At 70.9% G+C, this 17431-nt stretch carries 18 protein-coding genes; 12 read left to right on the top strand and 6 right to left on the bottom strand.

Going from position 1 to position 17431, the window contains the following annotated elements; genetic code table 11:
- Positions 1–32 precede the first annotated feature (32 nt).
- The 5 genes from VFZ70_14575 to trxA all read left to right on the top strand — a co-directional run bounded on the left by VFZ70_14575 (position 33) and on the right by trxA (position 4101).
- On the top strand, positions 33–845 hold the full coding sequence (locus VFZ70_14575; GenBank protein HEX6257029.1) for a hypothetical protein: 813 nt from the start codon (positions 33–35) through the stop codon (positions 843–845).
- Positions 842–1933 (top strand): electron transfer flavoprotein subunit alpha/FixB family protein, encoded by a 1092-nt coding sequence (locus tag VFZ70_14580; GenBank protein HEX6257030.1) that lies wholly within the window; start codon positions 842–844, stop codon positions 1931–1933. The genes VFZ70_14575 and VFZ70_14580 overlap by 4 nt, the downstream gene beginning before the upstream one ends.
- A gap of 378 nt (positions 1934–2311) precedes the next feature.
- Complete coding sequence (locus VFZ70_14585) at positions 2312–2971, top strand: pentapeptide repeat-containing protein (protein ID HEX6257031.1); 660 nt, start codon at positions 2312–2314, stop codon at positions 2969–2971.
- Between the two features lie 43 nt (positions 2972–3014).
- Positions 3015–3617, top strand: a complete 603-nt coding sequence (locus tag VFZ70_14590) for a flavin reductase family protein (GenBank protein ID HEX6257032.1) — start codon at positions 3015–3017, stop codon at positions 3615–3617.
- Between the two features lie 115 nt (positions 3618–3732).
- Positions 3733–4101 (top strand): thioredoxin, encoded by a 369-nt coding sequence (gene trxA, locus VFZ70_14595; protein HEX6257033.1) that lies wholly within the window; start codon positions 3733–3735, stop codon positions 4099–4101.
- Positions 4102–4197: 96 nt separating this feature from the next.
- Here the strand turns inward: trxA and VFZ70_14600 are convergent, their stop codons facing one another.
- The gene (locus VFZ70_14600; protein ID HEX6257034.1) at positions 4198–4569 is read right to left on the bottom strand and encodes a J domain-containing protein; all 372 of its coding nucleotides are present in this window, start codon (positions 4567–4569) and stop codon (positions 4198–4200) included.
- A 208-nt stretch (positions 4570–4777) separates the two neighbouring features.
- Here VFZ70_14600 and VFZ70_14605 point away from each other — a divergent pair, with 208 nt between their 5' ends.
- Positions 4778–6550 carry a methylmalonyl-CoA mutase family protein gene (locus tag VFZ70_14605; GenBank protein ID HEX6257035.1) on the top strand — a complete coding sequence of 591 codons (1773 nt, stop codon included), beginning with the start codon at positions 4778–4780 and terminating at the stop codon, positions 6548–6550.
- A gap of 39 nt (positions 6551–6589) precedes the next feature.
- On the opposite strand, the gene VFZ70_14610 is transcribed toward VFZ70_14605, so the two are convergent.
- Positions 6590–7186 carry a hypothetical protein gene (locus VFZ70_14610; GenBank protein HEX6257036.1) on the bottom strand — a complete coding sequence of 199 codons (597 nt, stop codon included), beginning with the start codon at positions 7184–7186 and terminating at the stop codon, positions 6590–6592.
- A 133-nt stretch (positions 7187–7319) separates the two neighbouring features.
- On the opposite strand from VFZ70_14610, the gene VFZ70_14615 reads away from it, so the two are divergent.
- Positions 7320–8480 carry a peptidoglycan DD-metalloendopeptidase family protein gene (locus VFZ70_14615; protein HEX6257037.1) on the top strand — a complete coding sequence of 387 codons (1161 nt, stop codon included), beginning with the start codon at positions 7320–7322 and terminating at the stop codon, positions 8478–8480.
- Positions 8481–8493: 13 nt separating this feature from the next.
- On the opposite strand, the gene VFZ70_14620 is transcribed toward VFZ70_14615, so the two are convergent.
- Positions 8494–9360, bottom strand: coding sequence for a phytanoyl-CoA dioxygenase family protein (locus VFZ70_14620; GenBank protein HEX6257038.1), 867 nt, complete (start codon positions 9358–9360; stop codon positions 8494–8496).
- Between the two features lie 88 nt (positions 9361–9448).
- Positions 9449–10225, bottom strand: a complete 777-nt coding sequence (locus VFZ70_14625) for a GntR family transcriptional regulator (GenBank protein ID HEX6257039.1) — start codon at positions 10223–10225, stop codon at positions 9449–9451.
- A gap of 237 nt (positions 10226–10462) precedes the next feature.
- On the opposite strand from VFZ70_14625, the gene VFZ70_14630 reads away from it, so the two are divergent.
- The 5 genes from VFZ70_14630 to VFZ70_14650 all read left to right on the top strand — a co-directional run bounded on the left by VFZ70_14630 (position 10463) and on the right by VFZ70_14650 (position 15156).
- Entirely contained in the window at positions 10463–11692 is a 1230-nt protein-coding gene (locus VFZ70_14630; GenBank protein HEX6257040.1) for an amidohydrolase family protein, read from the top strand.
- A gap of 615 nt (positions 11693–12307) precedes the next feature.
- The gene (locus VFZ70_14635; GenBank protein HEX6257041.1) at positions 12308–12556 is read left to right on the top strand and encodes a hypothetical protein; all 249 of its coding nucleotides are present in this window, start codon (positions 12308–12310) and stop codon (positions 12554–12556) included.
- A complete protein-coding gene (locus VFZ70_14640) occupies positions 12529–13314 on the top strand; it encodes an SDR family oxidoreductase (GenBank protein ID HEX6257042.1) in 786 nt (261 codons plus the stop codon). The genes VFZ70_14635 and VFZ70_14640 overlap by 28 nt, the downstream gene beginning before the upstream one ends.
- Before the next feature lie 79 nt (positions 13315–13393).
- Entirely contained in the window at positions 13394–13642 is a 249-nt protein-coding gene (locus VFZ70_14645) for a hypothetical protein (protein ID HEX6257043.1), read from the top strand.
- Between the two features lie 5 nt (positions 13643–13647).
- The gene (locus tag VFZ70_14650) at positions 13648–15156 is read left to right on the top strand and encodes an alpha-amylase family glycosyl hydrolase (protein HEX6257044.1); all 1509 of its coding nucleotides are present in this window, start codon (positions 13648–13650) and stop codon (positions 15154–15156) included.
- Positions 15157–15221: 65 nt separating this feature from the next.
- Here VFZ70_14650 and VFZ70_14655 read toward each other — a convergent pair whose 3' ends face one another.
- A complete protein-coding gene (locus VFZ70_14655; GenBank protein HEX6257045.1) occupies positions 15222–16202 on the bottom strand; it encodes an aldo/keto reductase in 981 nt (326 codons plus the stop codon).
- Between the two features lie 104 nt (positions 16203–16306).
- The coding region (locus tag VFZ70_14660) for a beta-propeller domain-containing protein (GenBank protein ID HEX6257046.1) at positions 16307–17431 on the bottom strand (1125 nt) is incomplete at its 5' end.

A 17431-nucleotide genomic window follows, 5' to 3' on the forward strand; every position in this document is an offset into this window, starting at 1 on the left:
GCGACGCCGCGTCTCGCGAGTGAGGTGACCACGTGGGCTACGACGTCCTGGTCTGCATCAAGCGGGTACCCGCGCCGGGTGCTCGCATCAACCTGACCGACGACGAGCAGGAGATCGACACCAGGCACCTGGGCTTCACCATGAGCCCGCACGACGAGTGCGCCGTCGAAGAGGCGGTGCGCATCGTCGCTGAGCACGGCGGCAGCTCGACCGTGCTCTGCCTGGGTCCGCCGGAGGCCGACGAGCAGGTCCGCCAGGCGATATCGATGGGGATCGACCACGGCGTGCTCCTGGCCATCGACGAGATCGACTGGGACCCGCAGGCGACGGCCTCCGCGATCTCCGACACCATCGCGTCGCTGGCGTCGGAGGGTACGACCTACGACCTCGTGCTGTTCGGCAACGAGTCTCCCGACGCGGGCAACTACCAGGTCGGCGTACGCGTGGCCCATCGCCTGGCACTACCAATCATCGCCGGCATCAAGGGCATCGACTTCACGGACGACGGCGTGGGTGAGGGCGAGCGGCAGCGAGCCGGCGGGCGGGGATCGATACGCGTGCGCCGCCAGGTGACCGACGGGTTCGAGCTGTACGAACTGCCGCTCCCGGCGGCGGTGGCGGTGAAGGAGGGTCTCAACCTACCGCGCTATCCCGCCATCAAGGGCCGCATGCGGGCGCGCAAGGCACAGGTCCGCGGCTTCGAGCCGCAGGCCGAGCCGGGCGGCCTGCGCAAGGTGCGGCTGCGCCAGCCGCGGGAGCAGAAGACCGAGACGGTCGTGCTGGGGCACGGACCGGAGGCCGCGACCGCGGTCGTGGACCTGTTCGAGGAACTGGGGCTGATGTGAGCGCTGCACACGTCACAGGACCGGCACTCCTCGCGTTCGTCGAGCACGAGTCCGGTGTCGTCGACGAGACGGGTCTGGAGCTGGTGTCCGCCGGTCGCGCGATCGCCGAGGACCTCGGCGCCGTGCTGCACGCGATCGTGATCGGCCCCGGCGCCGAGACCGCGCTCGAGCGCCTGGGTGCGTACGGCGCCGCGCACGCGCACGTGGTCGCCCACCCCGACCTGGCGGCGTACGCGCCAGCCGCGTACGCAGAGAGCATCATCCAGCTGATGGGCACCCACGAGGCGGTGGGCGTGCTGGCATCGGGCACCGAGAAGGGCAACGAGGTGCTGGCGCACGTCGCCGCGCGCACCGATCTGCCGATGGCCGCCAACTGCACCGAGGTGGCGGCGGCCGACGGGGCCCCGTGGGCGTTGACCCGACTGCGGTGGGGCGGCAGCCTGCTCGAGGACGCCGAGCTCGACGCGTCGACCAAGCTGGCCACGTTGGCGCCGCACGCGTTCCAGGCCGCCGAGGTCAACGGGGCGGGGATCGGCGGGGTGACGAGCGCAGCGAGCCGGGGGGCGGGGATCGGCGGGGTGAGGGCGAGCGCAGCGAGCCGGGGGGCGGGGATCGAGACGGTCGCCGCGACGGAGTTCCAGCCGGAGCTCGACGGTGCCAGCACCGCCGTCCATGTGGTCGACCACGAGCCCAGCGGGGGCGGCGTCTCGCTGGCGTCGGCCCCGGTCGTGATCTCCGGCGGCCGCGGTGTCGGCAGCGCGGAGGGCTTCGCGGTGCTCGAGGAGCTCGCGGGTCTGCTCGAAGGCGCGGTGGGGTGCTCGCGCGTCGCGACCAACAACGGCTGGCGCTCGCACAGCGACCAGGTCGGCCAGACCGGCACCAAGATCGCCCCGCAGCTGTACGTCGCATGCGGGATTAGTGGCGCCACCCAGCACTGGGTCGGGTGCAAGGACTCGAAGAACATCCTGGCGATCAACACCGACCAGGAGGCTCCGCTGGTGACCCGCGGCAACTACGCGGTGATCGGCAGCCTGCAGGAGGTGCTGCCGGCGATCGTCGACGAGGTCCGCCGCCGCAAGGGCGCCTGACCCCTCGGACGTCAGTGGGGCGACCTGTCAACGCCGAGCGCGCAACATCACCCCACAAGGACCACAACCCCCACCACCGGGGCGACCTGTCAACGCCCAGCGCGGTTCAGATCACCCCGCGGTCCCGACTGGTCGAACGCGAAGCTGGCGAGCGGCTGCGTCGCCTCCGCCCGTCGGGGCTGATCGGTCCGCCTCCGGGCCCGCGCCGGCCCTTGTGCAGGCGCTGACGACGGTCACCGCCCCTGCGGCCAACGCCCGGAGATCGCGACCCGACACGGCGGGATCATCGTCCAGCCTCCGCCGTGAGCACGCACGTTGACGCGGGCGGCGTCGGTGAATCGTCCGGGGCACCCGACCGGTGCCGTACGCTTGCGGGCGATGGCACGCCGAGCGCACGCCCCGCGGACGCCCGACATCGACCTGCCCGAGCCCCTGGAGCCGATCAGTGCCCTGGCCGCCGACGGAGACCGCGACGGCGTGGTGCTGGCAGGCGCGGACCAGTCGAATCGCGACCTGACAGGACTGCGTCTCACCGCCTCACGTCTCGCCGATTGCGACCTGCACGGTGCACGACTGGCAGGAGCACTGCTCGCGGAGTGCGAGCTCGACCGCGTCGAGGCGAGCGCGCTCGATCTCGTGGGCGCGCGCCTGCGCGACGTGACGTTCTCGCGCTGCCGGATCGGCGAGCTGCGCGCGCACGACGTCGAGATGGTGCGCGTCGCCGTGCGCGGCAGTCGGCTGGGCTACGTGAACCTGCGGGACGCGGCCGTCACCGACCTGCGGTTCGAGCAGTGCGCGATCGCCGACCTCGATGTCGGCGCGGCGTCCCTGGAGAGGGTCGCGTTCGACGACTGCAGCATCGAACGGTTGCACACGGCGCACGCTGAGCTGCGCGACGTCGATCTCAGCGGTGCGTCCACGGGCGTCATCGGCGACGTCGGCCATCTTCGCGGCACTGTGATCACCTCGGCACAGCTCGTCACCCTCGCTCCCCTGCTCGCCGAGCATCTCGGGATCACCGTGCGCGACGGCGGCTGACGAGCACCGGAGCGGCTGAGCAGCGCACGGGTAGCATCGCCGGATGCGAGAGATCGACCCGGCCGACCTGCATGATCGCGCGGTCTACAAGCTGCTGACGATGCTCGTCGTGCCGCGCCCCATTGCCTGGGTGTCGAGCGTCTCGGCCGACGGCCTGCCCAACGTCGCACCGCACTCGTACTTCAACATCGCGTCGAACGCACCGCCGATCGTGCACTTCACCTCCGCGGGCGCCAAGGACACCCTGCGCAACGTCCTGGCCACCGGAGAGTTCGTCGTCAACATCGTGTCGCGCCGGCTCATGGAACAGATGAACCTCACCGCCGCCGACTTCCCCGCCGACGAGGACGAGTTCCACTGGGCGGACCTCCAACGGGCGCCGTCCTCCGTGGTCTCGGTCCCCCGCGTGGCCGGCGCGCCGGCCGCGCTCGAGTGCACGTTGCGTGAGGTGCTGGAGGTGGGCAACGGCCGCATGGTGTTCGGCGACGTCGTCCGGGTGCACACCGACGAACGGCTCTGGCAGGACGGCGAGATTCCTCCCGAGCGGCTCGACGCGGTCGGGCGGCTCGGCGGTGCCGCCTATCAGACGCTCGATGGCGTGCGCCGACTCGCCCGTCCCTCGTGGAACGACGTGCGGCGCGGTTGACGCGATCGGTGCCGCACGTGTACCGACGAAATGCTGACGCGGTCGAATGTGTTGCAGAAGATGACATCCACCCCGCATGCGGTACGGGCCGCGTGCGACCGACACCGGAGCCCACATGGCAACCGTCGAGCTGACCGACGACAACTTCACGCAGACGCTGGAGGACAACGAGCTGGTGCTCGTGGACTTCTGGGCCGCGTGGTGTGGTCCGTGCCGCACGTTCGCGCCGATCTACGAGTCGGTGTCCGAGCGGCATCCCGACGTGGTGTTCGGCAAGGTCGACACGGAGGCGCAGCAGCAGCTGGCCGGCATGTTCAACATCATGTCGATACCGACACTGATGATCGTCCGCGACCAGGTCGTGCTGTTCTCCCAGCCCGGCTCACTGCCCGAGGCGGCGCTGGAGGACCTCCTCGACCAGGCACAGCGCCTCGACATGGACGACGTGCGCGAGAAGATCGCCGAGGAGCAGCGCGCCGGCTGATCGAGGGCGTGACATCTGTCACGCGCTCGACGTCACCGCCGCCGACGACCAGGTGTCGGATGACGGCAGCCGTGGGCGCGTGGCGCCTCAGCCGCCTCAGCCGCGCAGCCACCGACCGACGACGTACCCCGCCCGGTATGCTCCGCCCCGGGGACCCGTCTGGCGCCCCACCCAGCGCCCCGCCGAACGCAGCAGGTGCAGCCACAGTTCCTCGACGTCGTCGAAGGCACCGTGCGCACGGTGCACCGCACGGACCTGGTCGTACTGACGGCGGCGCTCCGGCTGCGCGATCAGGCCGTAGGCGATGTTGAGCTCCCGCATCCGCCCGTTGGCCGCCGCGCGCTCGTCCACGGCTGCGAGATCCGGATGGTGACGTGCCGCCAGCTGACGGTACGCCGCCTTGATGGTGGCGTCGTCTGCGGTGGGGCTGACACCGAGCACGGCGTAGGCGTCGACGAACTCGCGCAACAACGGTCTCCACGGGGGGACGGGTGAGCGCCACCGTACCCGGTGGTTGCGGCCGCGAAGTGCCGCGGCAACCACGAGGTGGTTGTCGTTCCACCCCATTTCCCCGGCATCTGACAACCACCTCGGCATTCATGCGTCCCAGGTGGGGGCGTTGACGCGGGGTGGGGCCGGGCGACACTGGGTTGGGAGCCGAGCCTGGAGTGTGCCCGTGAACATCGATGCACCGTCCGACCGTGGTGACGAGCGACCCGAGCGCGCCGCTGCGAGGTCTGACCCCAACGAACCCACCCACCCAGGCCCACATCTCGAGCGGACGCCTGACGACGATGCTGCGTGGCGTGCGCGCTACGAGGCGTCGATGCGACGCGCGGGGCGCGACCCGGACGAGCCGCGCACCACGCTGTCCGACGTCGACGTACCCCCGCTCGTCGGCCCCAACAACTACACCGTCGACACCGACCGCATCGGCAGGCCGGGCGAGTTCCCCTACACCCGCGGCGTCTACGCGTCGATGTACCGCGGGCGTCCGTGGACGATCCGTCAGTTCGCCGGCTTCGGCAGCGTGACCGACACCAACCGGCGCTACCACGATCTGCTCGAGGCCGGACAGCACGGACTGTCGGTCGCGTTCGACATGCCGACGTTGATGGGCCGCGACTCCGACGACCCGCACAGCCTCGGTGAGGTCGGCCACTGCGGCGTCGCCGTCGACACGCTGGACGACATGGAACGGCTGTTCGATGGCATCCCGCTCGGTGAGATCACCACGTCGATGACGATCAACGCCCCCGCCGTGGTGATCTTCGCGATGTACTGCGTGGCCGCCGAACGCCAGGGGTTCGACCTGGCGTCGCTGGGCGGGACGCTGCAGACCGACATCCACAAGGAGTACATCGCGCAGAAGGAGTGGCTGTTCCCGCCGGAGCCACACCTGCGGCTCATCGGCGACCTCATGGAGTTCACCACCGGGCACATGCCGCGCTACCACCCGATCTCGATCTCCGGGTACCACATCCGCGAGGCCGGCTCGACCGCCGCGCAGGAGCTCGCGTTCACGCTGGCGGCAGGGTTCAGCTACGTCGAGCTGGGCCAGTCGCGCGGCCTCGACCTGGACGACTTCGGTCCGCGCCTGTCGTTCTTCTTCGACAGCCACATCGACTTCTTCGAGGAGATCGGCAAGTTCCGCGCCGCGCGTCGCATCTGGGCACGCTGGATGCGCGACCGGTACGGCGCGACGACCGAGCGCGCGATGCTGCTCCGCTTCCACACGCAAACGGCGGGCGTCAGCCTGACGGCGCAGCAGCCGGACAACAACATCGTACGCACGGCGCTGGAGGCGCTCGCTGCCGTGCTCGGTGGCACGCAGTCGCTGCACACCAATGCGCTGGACGAGGTCCTGGCGCTACCGAGCGACCACGCGGCGCGTGTGGCGCTGCGCACCCAACATGTGATCGCCGAGGAGACGGAGGTCACGAACACGATCGATCCGCTGGGAGGCTCCTGGTTCGTCGAATGGATGACCGACAAGGTGGAGGCCGACGTCGAGGACTACTTCGCACGCATCCTCGACCTGTCCGACGACGGGTCGATCACCGGTGGACTGCTGCGCGGCATCGAGTCCGGCTGGTTCACGTCCGAGATCGCGGACGCGGCGTTCCGCTACCAGCAGCAGCTCGAGGCCGGCACGAAGAAGATCGTCGGCGTCAACAGTCACACCGGCGACGAGGACCCCGAGCTGGAGATCCTGCGCATCTCGCACGAGGTCGAACAGGCCCAGACGGCACGGTTGTCCGACCATCGCGCGCAGCGCGACCGGGCGGCCGTCGACGATGCGCTCGACAAGCTGCGGACCGCGTGCGGCACCGACGCGAACCTCATACCGGTCATCATCGACGCCGTGCGCGCCGACGCCACGCTGGGCGAGATCTCCGCCGCGATGCAGGACGTGTTCGGCACCTACCGGGAGACCCCGGCGATCTAGCGTCATCGCCGATGACGGTCCGACGCCTGCACCGTGAGATCATGCAGGGTCGCCGCCGCCCCCGAGACGCGACACGAGCGCCGCGCCGCGCGGCGAGAGCCGGTACCCGATCCGCAGGCTCTCGGTGAGGCCCAGCTCCTTCAGCCGACGTACGCGTCGCTTGAACCGGGGCGTCTCCTGGCCCGCTTCAGCCGCCAGATCCGGCGCTCGGACCCCTGGCCGCCGACGGATCTGGTGCAGCACATCACGTGTCCACGCGCCGTCACGACTGGCGGCATCGAGGCGGTCCAACGCGGCGACGAGGTCCGCCGCACCAGCGTCGTCCAGATCGGCCCGCTCGCGCAACGCCACGCGTGGATCCTCGCCGACGAGGTGGAACGCGATGCGGTACAGCGTGCGGTCCTCTCCGGGTCGGAGCGCGTCGAGCGCGGCCTGACGGTCGGCGTGCCCTGCCAGGACGGCATGGGCGTCCGTGATGTCGCCCGGCCCGATCGCCTGTACCTCGTCGATCGCCAGGACGCCGACCGGGCTGCGCAACGTGCCGCCCTCGCGGACGGTCGGGCGCGTCCAGCGACGGAACGCCAGCCGCACACTTCCGTCGGCCAGCCCCGGCCACAACGCCTTCGCGAACAGCATCCGACGGAGCGTAGACCGTCCACGCGCATCGGGTCACCGCCGCCGCTGCACGCTGCGGCGGGCCCGCCACCCTGTCCGACGTGTCCGATCGGCGGTGGCACATCACCCGCGCAGGTACATAGCGTGAGAGGACATGTCGGTCCTGCGCACGTTGCGCGACACCGCGGCCTCCACATGCCGCGGCCTGATCGTGCTCGCCCTCGTACTGGTCGCCCTGCTGCTCGCGTCGACGGGCGTGTGGGCCGGACCACTCGATCTCGACGAAGCGGAGCGTCAACGCGACGAGGCGGCGGCGCGTCAGGTGGAGCTGCAGGGCGAGCTCGACGAACTGCTGTCGCGCATCGAGGAGCTCAAGGTGGCGCGCGAACGGCAGACCGCCGAGATCGAGCGCCTCGACGGACGCCTGCGCACCCAGCGCAGGACTGCACGGCGGGCAGCTTCCGAGGTGTCGGACCGGCACCGGCAGGCGTACATGAGCGGCGCCGGTGGGGACCCGCTGGTCGCGATGCTCGGCGGTGACACCGTCGACGAGATCGCCGAGCGGGCGGCGCTGCTGAGCGTGCTCGCGGCCGACAGCCGCGCCGACCAGGAGGCCGCACAGGGTGCGTCACGTACGACCGCGGCGCTCACCAGCGAGCTCGAACAGGCCACCGCCCAGCTCGACGAGCGGACCCGGGAGCTCCAGGCGACCCAGGAGGAGGCGCGCGACAAGGTGTCCGAGGCGCAGGCCGCGGTCGAGGAGCTCGACGAGGAGATCGCCGACGAGCGCGCCCGGCGCGCCGCCGCGGCGCGCCGGCGGGCACAGGAGGCCGCGGCGGACACCGGAGGCGACGAAGCCGCGCCGTCGACACCCTCGTCGAGCTCGAGCGGCGGTGGATCGGCGCCGGTTAGTGGCGGCATCGCGTGCCCGGTGGGTCAGCCACGCAACTACAGCGACACCTACGGTGCGCCGCGGTCCGGTGGCCGGTCGCACCTCGGCGTCGACATCCTCGCCCCGCACGGTACGCCCATCTACGCGTACGAGAGCGGGACGATCACCCGCATGGACGGCAACGCGCTCGGTGGGATCTCGCTGTACCTGCAGGGCGCCAACGGCAACCTGTACTACTACACACACCTGTCGGGATACCACTCCGGCATCTCGGTCGGCCAGAGCGTCTCCGCCGGCACCCACATCGCCTACGTCGGCGACACGGGCAATGCCGCCGGCATCCCGCACCTGCACTGGGAGGTCCAGCCGGGCGGAAGCGGGAACGTCAACCCGTACCCGTACGCCTACAGCGCCTGCGGCTGACGGCGCCACCACCTCACTTCCCGCACGCCACCTCGGCGTTCAGAGCTCTGTCGTCGGCGACGTTGCGGAACCAGCCCCACGGAACCCGCGGCGCCGCACCGTCGACGTTGGGCGCACCCCGTCCGGCCCGCAGGTCGTCGAGCGCGACCGTGCGGATCTCGACGCTGAAGCGGGGACGGCCCGATGTGTTGGGCACGGTCGCGTGCAGGTGGGCTCCGGAGAACAGGAGCACGTCCCCGGGCTGGACGACCACGACGACGGCGTCGGACGGATCCGGCGGCGTGCGCGGCTCAGGGATCAGCGGCACGGTGACCGGTCCGCCGGCCGCACGCTGACGACGCAGCTCATCGAGATCCCACATGCCGCTGGTGTTGGGCAACGGTCGCGTCCAGTGCCGCGGGTGGAACGCGATCGCGCGCTCGGCGCTGATCGGGTACAGCGGCAGCCACCAGTTGACCTGCGCGTAGACGTTGGACGACCAGCTGTCGCGGTGCGCACCGAGGGCGACGTCCGCGTGATGTCCGGGTTCCGCGCCGGCGGGAAGCACGCGCAGGTTCAGCCGGTCCCAGTACGTGGTCGCCGCGTCGAGACCGAACCGCTCGAACACGGGGTGCAGCAGAGCACGCGCCTGCTGGTCGCGCCGGAACGCCGCACGCACGGCGGGGCCACGGGACAGGAAGTCGTCGTCCCCCAGCGTGGCCTGCGCCTGCGGTGGCGCCGCCGGCGCGAACGCGTCGGTCAGCAGCTGTTCGACGTGGGAACGGAACGGCACCAGCTCGGCGACGTCGGTCACGATCAGCAACGCGCCGGTGAACAGCTGGCCGCGCCAGTCGTCGGGGACGTCGCGCGTGACGTTGACGGTCACCATCGGCTGGCTCACCACAGACCTCCCGCGCGATCGCGACGACCATCCTCCCGCGCTCACGCAGGCACGTCCACCTCGGGAGCGATCCGAGCACCGGGCGGACTCACCGTACGGGTGTCCGCGCCTGCCAGGTGGGGATGCGGTCGACTCCGGTGCGCGGATCCCACGTGGTGACGAAGCTGTAGCGGTCGCCGCGCACCTTGCTGACCCGCCACTCGACCGGCCGGTCGTCGGTGCGACCGAGCCGCTCGATCGTGAACACCGCGGTGCCGGGACCCAGCCCGAGCAGCTCGCAGTCCTCGGGGGTCGGGATCGTCGGGCGTATGCGTTCCCATCCGCCGACGACGTTGATGCCACAGCGCTGCGCCAGCTCGTGGTACAGCACACCGTACTGCAGGTCCGCATCCATCAGCGGTCGTCCGACCTCGGCGGGCAGCCACAGCCGATCGACGGCCAGCGGAACCCCGTCGGCCAGCCTCGTGCGGTCGATGAGCACCAACGGGGCCTCCGATGGGAGCTCCAAGCGGGCGGCGGCCGCGGTGTCGGTGCACTCGGAGAGGTGGCGCAGGCGGATGGTCTGTTCGACGCCCTGTGCCTCCACGGACCTGAACAGGGCGTACAGCGCGCCGGCGGGCCGCTCGAACTCGTCGCGCACGAACGTGCCGCGGCCCCGTCGCCGCTCCAGCAGGCCGTCAGCGCAGAGGCGGTCGACCGCATCCCTCGCCGTGTGCCGGCTCACACCGTAGGTCTCGACCAGTTCGCGGTCCGTCGGGAACTGGCGGCTGAACTCCCCTTCTGCGAGCCGCCGGCGCAGCTCCGCCTCGAGTTGCGCCCACAGCGGAACAGGACTCGCGCGATCGAGCGGTACGACCACGTGCATCTGCCCCCTGTGCTGTCTGTCCGGCGGAGCCGATCCGACACGTGTTTCGGAACCAGGCTCCGCGAAGCTCCCCCGAGTGATCGCGCTGCGTACGGTCAAGCGTACGTAGTGTTCCACACTCCGAGCAGGAGGCAACACCAACTTCACTAGTCCGAGGAAGTTCGCATGTGCGGGAGGCGACCGGAGGTGAAGCGCGAGGGCACGATGTAGGTTCGAGCCTTCCCGCCAGGAGCTGCCATGACCTACCGCGTGCACGCCCGGACGATCATCGACGGTTCCGGCAGGGATCCGGTCGACACCGCTGCGGTCACGATCGACGGCGACCGGATCGCCGCGGTCGGCACGGACGACGATGGCGCGGTCGACGCCACGATCGACGCGGGCGACCTGACGCTGATGCCCGGGCTGATCGACGCCCACACCCACATGGGGCTCATCGAGGGCGACCGGTTGGGAGCCATGCCGCCGGCGCTGCTCGCCGCGCACCTGTTCCGCAACGCGGAGCTGTGCCTCGCCTCCGGGCACACGACGGCGCGGGAGGTCGCGGGCGCCGACGGCGGGCTGGCCCAGGCCATCGAAGCCGGTCTGGTCGGCGGGCCCCGTCTGTTCCCGAGCGGTCCGATGCTCTCGCAGACCGGAGGTCACGGCGAGTTCGGGCATCCCTTCCTCCCCCACCATCACCACTACACGGGCCTGCCGGGACTGTCCCAGCCCAGCGTCATGTGCGACGGACCGGACGAGGTGCGCATCGCGGCACGCAACGCGTTCCGTCACGGCGCGACGCAGATCAAGGTCTGCACGTCCGGCGGCGTGGTCTCGCTGACCGACCGGCTCGAGGATGTCCAGTTCACGGTGGCCGAGCTGCGCGCCGCCGTCGACGAGGCCCACGCGCGCGACACGTACGTGACCGCCCACGCGCACAACACCGAGGGCATCCTGCGCGGCCTCGAGGCGGGCCTGGAGTGCTTCGAGCACGGCACGTTTCTCGACGAGCCCACCGCGGCGCGGATGGCGACGGCCGGTGCGGCGCTGGTCCCGACCCTGGCCGTGATCCGCCTGCTGTCGACCGAGTACCAGAAGTACGGCCTCGGCGACTACGTGCTGCCGCGCGTCGCCGGCGTCGAGAAGGCGATGAGCAACGCCGTCCTCATCGCCCTGGAGGCCGGTGTGCGCGTCGGTTCGGGCACCGACCTGCTCGGTCCTGATCAGAACCGCCGGGGGCTCGAGCTGGTGCTGCGGTCACAGCTGCACTCACCCATGGCGGCGATCGTCTCGGCGACGCGCGCCAACGCCGAGATCATGCGTGTGGACGACCGCCTGGGCACGTTGGAGGCGGGCAAGCTCGCTGACTGCATCGGCCTCGACTTCGATCCGCTCGACGAGCCCGACCACTTCGACGACCCCGAACGGGTCCGGCTCGTCATCAAGGGTGGCGAGGTCGTCAAGGACCTCGACGGACGCGCCTGACCGGCGCGGCACATGAGTGCCGAGCCACCTGCCGTCCACGGTGCGTTGCGCCGACGGCGCCAACCGTCATCGCATGCCTGAAAGCTCCTCCATCTTGACGATGCGCGCTGACCTGTCCATCTGCCACCGTGGTGGCGTGCCGTTGAGGGTGTCCCTGCCCCGGCGGGATGGGCAGGGACACCGGCACGCCATCGGCCTCGTGACCGCACTGCTGGTGGTGGCCACCTTCACCTCGGCGTGCCGCGCGATCGCACCTGAGCCTGCTGAACGGGCGCAGCGGGTGGCACCGAGCGACGGCGCGGCCCCCTCGCGATCCGCGCCCCCCGGGGGGCCGGCCGTCGCACCCGAGGCGTTCGTCGCCGCGTCGTACGACGTCACCACCCGTCGGCGAAGCCAGCGGTGTCGCTGCCAGCGTGCGCAACCCCGGCTGGGTGTACGTCCTCGACGACGGCCCGGGCACGCGTGGTGTCACGGCGATCGACATCGCGCACGGAGCTCAGGTGGACATCGTGGCCGACGGGGTCCGGGGCCGCGACACGGAAGGGCTGGCGGTCGCGCCGTGTGCCGACGGTGCCACGCTGCGCCGACCGTGCCTGTACGTCGGCGAACGACCACGTGGTCGCCTACACCCCGCCGACCCCGGACGCGCCGCTGGACACGCTGGCGACATGGACGGCGCGCGAGCTCGACGGGATCCCCCCGTCGCCCCAACCGGAAGCTCTGGCGGCCGACGGCTGCGGCCTGTGGCTGGTCAGTGAGGGAGTAGATTCGCTCTGGCTGGTGCCGTGGGCGGCGACCGGCGTCCCAGCGCAGACCGACGACATCGAGGAGCAGAGATGCCCGAGTGGCGACGTGGGCTCGTGACCGGCGCCAGCAGCGGCATAGGAGAGGCGTTCGCACAGCTTCTCGCCGCCGACGGCAGCGATCTCGTGCTGGTCGCCCGCGGACGTGACGCGCTGGAGGCTGTCGCCGACCGGCTGCGGAGCAGCCACCGTGTGGACGTGGAGGTCCTGCCCGCCGATCTGGGCACCCGGGCGGGATGCACGACGGTGGAGGCACGGCTCCGCGACGAGGCCGCACCGGTCGACCTGCTGGTCAACAGCGCCGGCATCGGCACCAGCGGTCGCTTCGGCGAGATCGCGCTGGAGCATGAGACCGCGCTGATCGATCTCAACATCACGGCGTTGGTCCGGCTGACCCATGCGGCGGTGGGGGTCATGCGATCCCGCCGCCACGGCGGGATCATCAACGTGTCGTCGATGACGTCGTTCCAGCCGTACCCGAACGGCGCGAACTACGGCGCGAGCAAGACCTATGTGACCACCCTCAGCAAGGCGATCCACACCGAACTGGCGGGCAGCGGCGTCAAGGTCCTGGCGCTGTGCCCCGGGTTCACGCGCACGGGGTACCACGACGCGGCCGGCATCAAGCGGACTCCCATCCCCGACCGCCTGTGGCTGCGACCCGACGACGTGGCAGCCACGGGGCTGGCTGCACTGCGGTCCGGCCGATCGGTCCGCGTCGTGGGCCGCCCCTACCGCCTGTGGGCCGGCATGACGAAGGTCGTGCCCGATGTGGTGATCCGTCGCCTTCTCGCACGCGTGGGCGCCAACCGGACCTGACGGTGGTCCTGCTGAAGATCCGCTCCGCTGCCCGACGGGGCGGCGACGCGCGGGTCGCCGCGTGGGGTAGGTTACAACCGTGGGATTCCGCCTGCGGGAGACGACCATGGACGATGCGACGACCGGACTGGGCGATCTGATCGCGGAGGCGACCGCGCTGGTCGAACGGCGACCAGAGGACACCGTCGCGCTGCACCTGGTGCGCGACGATCTCGCGGCGGCGGTCGGTGGCTGCCATGACCCGGCGGTCACGGCTGATGCGTGCGACGTCCTCTGTGAGATCGACCGCACCCTTGGATCATCTGGCGCCCTGCCGCTGGCAAGCTGATCGACGTGCGCACGACCTGGTGGCAGCGGGGCGTCATCTACCAGATCTATCCCCGCTCGTTCGCCGACGCCTCGGGTGACGGCATCGGTGACCTCGCCGGCATGCGCCGACACCTCGATCACCTCTCGTGGCTGGGCGTCGATGGTCTGTGGACCTCACCGATCTACCCGTCGCCGATGGCCGACTTCGGCTACGACATCTCCAACTACACCGACATTGATCCGGTGTTCGGTTCTCTCGACGACTTCGACGCCCTCGTCGAGGCCGCCCACCGTCGGGACCTCCGTGTGCTGTTGGACTGGGTGCCCAACCACACGTCGGACCGCCACCCGTGGTTCATGGCGTCGCGAGGTTCGCGCAGCAACCCCTACCGCGACTGGTACATCTGGCGTGACCAGCCGAACAACTGGCGCCGCGCGTTCGCGGACGCGTCGGCGTGGACACTCGACCAGCGCACCGGCCAGTACTACCTGCACCACTTCCTTCCCCAACAGCCGGACCTGAACTGGAACAACCCGGCTGTCCGCTCGGCGATGCACGACGTGCTGCGGTTCTGGCTCGACCGTGGCGTCGACGGCTTCCGTGCCGACGTCGTCCACCTCATCGGCAAGAACCCGGAACTGCCCGACGATCCGCCGGATCATCCCGGCGACCGTGTGAGGACGCACCGCGATCAGTTGACGCACGAATGGCTCCGCGGCATCCGGAAGGTGCTCGACGGCTACGACGGCGACCGGATGATGGTCGGCGAGGTCAACCTGTACGAACCTGCCGACATCCTCAGCCACGCGGGCGCCGACCAGCTCCATATGGTGTTCAACTTCGGCCTGCTGCGCTCGCCGTGGAGCGCGGACGCGTTCCGCGACGAGATCGCGGCGATCGAACACCACGCGCAGCGGACCGCGACCTGGCCCACGCTCGTGCTGTCGAACCACGACGAGCCGCGGCACCGCACCCGCTACGGAGGCGACGAACGCCGCGCGCGCGTGGCGGCGGTCGTGCTGCTGACGCTGCGCGGCACGCCGTTCCTGTACGCCGGCGAGGAGCTCGGACTCGAGGACGCACACGTGCCCGCCGATCGTGTGGTCGACCCCGGCGGTCGGGATCCGTGCCGTGCGCCGATCCCGTGGACGGCGGAGCCCGGCCACGGTTGGGGCGACAACGCGTGGCTGCCGTTGCCGCCGGATCCCGAGACCCGCAACGTGGCGACCCAGCGACGCGACCCCCACTCGATCGCCAACCTGTACCGCCGCCTGTTGCGAGCACGCCGCGCCGACCCGGCACTGCACAGCGGCGGTCTGGCGCTGCTGGACGCACCCGCGGGCGTGCTGGCCTACGACCGGATCGGACCGGATGGGTGGCGACGCGTGCTCGCCAACTTCGGCGACGCGGCCGTGCACGTCGAGGACTGCACTGGACTGCCGGTGGTGGTCGGCACCGACCGCTCGGGCGAGCGCGCGCCATTCAGTGGTGAGCTGAGCCCGGTGACCGCTGTGGTCCTGTCGGACGGCTGACGCGCCCGTCGATGGGGCCGGATGAGCCGCGGCCGCCACCGCGGTCGACGATCCGGCCGATGGTGCTACCAGCGCTGGTGGACGACCGGCGCGATGCGTTCGCGGTACACCCACTCCACCGCGGCCATGTCGTCGTCGGACAGGGCCGCCAGCGACGACGCGGCCGCGTTCTCGACGACCTGCTCGGGTGTCCTGGCACCCGCGACCACTGTCGACACCTCCGGGTGCATCAGGATCCAACGCAGCGCGAACTGCGCCATCGTGGCGTCGTCAGGCACGCGTGCGCGCAACTGCTCTGCCGCAGAGACGCCACGGTCCAGGCCGACCCCGGCGAACGTCTCACCCACGTCGAACACCTCACCGTCCGCGTTGAAGTTGCGGTGGTCGTCGTGTGGGAACTCAGCCTCGGCGTCGTACTTGCCCGTCAACACGCCACTGGCCAGCGGGATGCGCCCGATGATGCCCACGTCGTGCTCGTGGGCCCGGGACAGGAACAGCTCCGCCGGGCGTTGGCGGAAGATGTTGAAGATGATCTGCACGGTCGAGACCACTTCGAACTCGATCGCCTTGAGCCCCTCCTCGACGCGCGCGACACTGACGCCGACCGCCGCCGTCACACCCTCGTCGACCAGCGCCTGCAGATCCTCGAACACCTGCGGCCGGTAGTAGGTGTCCGTCGGCGGGCAGTGCAACTGCACGAGGTCGAGGCGGTCGACCTGCAGGTTCTCGCGACAGCGGTCCATCCACTCGCGCAGCGCGTCGTAGGTGTACGCATCGGGGTCCAGGGGTCCGCGACGCCCGACCTTGGTCGCGATGACCAGGTCCTCGTCCCGTTCGGCCCGCAGCCGCGCCAGCAGGCGCTCCGCGTGCCCGTCGCCGTACACGTCGGCGGTGTCGAACAAGGTGATCCCGGCGTCGACCGCGGCGTGCAGCGCTTCCATCGCTGCGGCGTCATCGGTCGGGCCCCAGTCACCGCCGATCGCCCATGAGCCGAAGCCGATCTCGCTGACCTTGTACCCGGTCCGGCCCAGCCGTCGGTAGCGCATGCTCGTGCTTCCTTCGCATCACGGGATTGCGGGGTCGTCATCCCATCATTGCCGTGGAGCGGTGTGGTTCACGCATGTCCGGCGGTGGATCTGGGCGCGGGAGGTCACAGGACGACCGCGCCCACCTGTTGCAGCGTGTCAAGATCCGAGACGACCACGACGCCCGGGGTCACCGTCACCAGCCGGTCGCCGACCACCAGCGAGCGCACCGCACCACCGATGTACGCCGGTCCGTCCGGCACGCTGACGGTGCCGCGTTCGCGCAGCGTCGCGTCACCAGCGACCTCGAGCACGAGCACGTCCACGTCGCCGTCGTCCCAGTGTTCGACCGGCAGTGCCACCAGATCGCGATCCGGCCAGGCGAGCAGCGCGCGGTGGTCGTACTCGACCGGGCTGGATGTGCGCGGTCCCGCCGTGAGCTGTGCGATCCGTGCCGGCGCTGACAGGTCACCGATGTCGAACAGCGACATCTGCAGACCCATGGTCCGGCCACGACGGTCGGCATCCTGGCCGACGCCGAGGAGGTGATGGTCGCCGACGGGGTGCAGGTAGGCCGAGTACCCGGCGATCTTGAGCTCGCCGAGCACACGCGGGGCGCGCCGGTCGGACAGGTCGAGCGTGTACAGGGGATCGACCTGTCGAAAGGTCACGACGAACCCGATCGGCCCGGCGTAGCGCACGGCGTAGATCTGCTCCCCACGGCCGAGGTCGCCGACACGGCCGACCTCCACGAGCCGGTCGCCGTCCCGGCGCAGGACGGTGACCGCGCTGGCCGCGCGTCGTCCGCGTGCGGCCGGTGTCGTCGTGGCGATCCTCAGGTCGTCGTCGTACTCCGACAGCGCCCACTGGTTGAGGACGGTGCCGTCGACTGACCCGCTGGCCACGTAGGCGGTACCACCGTCCGGTGCCAGCTCGAAGCGATGGACCTCGGTGGTCACCTGCGGTGCGGGCGCACCGGACGGCTCGGAGCCGTCCGCCGATCGCGTGGGTCGGTCCATCGGCGCGTCGGGCGTGACCGGGTCGTCGGGCGTGACCGGGTCGTCAGGGGTGACCGGCGCGTCGGGCGTGACCGGGTCGTCGGACGGCGCCGCCGGACGCCGTGGCGGCACGGAGGTTCCCGACGCGGCGTCGGGCTCGACCGGCACGGGCTCGACCGGCACGGGCTCGACCGGCACGGGCTCGACCGGCACGGGCTCGACCGGCACGGGCTCGACCGGCACGGGCTCGAC

The organism is Euzebyales bacterium (assembly GCA_036374135.1).
Taxonomy (GTDB): Bacteria; Actinomycetota; Nitriliruptoria; order Euzebyales; family JAHELV01; genus JAHELV01.

What these genes read in the sequence shown, in the direction of transcription:
- trxA (HEX6257033.1), top strand. Translation starts at nt 3,733, where the DNA reads ATGGCAACCGTCGAGCTGACCGACGACAACTTCACGCAGACGCTGGAG.
- VFZ70_14640 (HEX6257042.1), top strand. Translation starts at nt 12,529, where the DNA reads ATGCCCGAGTGGCGACGTGGGCTCGTGACCGGCGCCAGCAGCGGCATA.
- VFZ70_14615 (HEX6257037.1), top strand. Translation starts at nt 7,320, where the DNA reads ATGTCGGTCCTGCGCACGTTGCGCGACACCGCGGCCTCCACATGCCGC.
- VFZ70_14655 (HEX6257045.1), bottom strand. Translation starts at nt 16,202, where the DNA reads ATGCGCTACCGACGGCTGGGCCGGACCGGGTACAAGGTCAGCGAGATC.
- VFZ70_14585 (HEX6257031.1), top strand. Translation starts at nt 2,312, where the DNA reads ATGGCACGCCGAGCGCACGCCCCGCGGACGCCCGACATCGACCTGCCC.
- VFZ70_14630 (HEX6257040.1), top strand. Translation starts at nt 10,463, where the DNA reads ATGACCTACCGCGTGCACGCCCGGACGATCATCGACGGTTCCGGCAGG.
- VFZ70_14610 (HEX6257036.1), bottom strand. Translation starts at nt 7,186, where the DNA reads ATGCTGTTCGCGAAGGCGTTGTGGCCGGGGCTGGCCGACGGAAGTGTG.
- VFZ70_14625 (HEX6257039.1), bottom strand. Translation starts at nt 10,225, where the DNA reads ATGCACGTGGTCGTACCGCTCGATCGCGCGAGTCCTGTTCCGCTGTGG.
- VFZ70_14590 (HEX6257032.1), top strand. Translation starts at nt 3,015, where the DNA reads ATGCGAGAGATCGACCCGGCCGACCTGCATGATCGCGCGGTCTACAAG.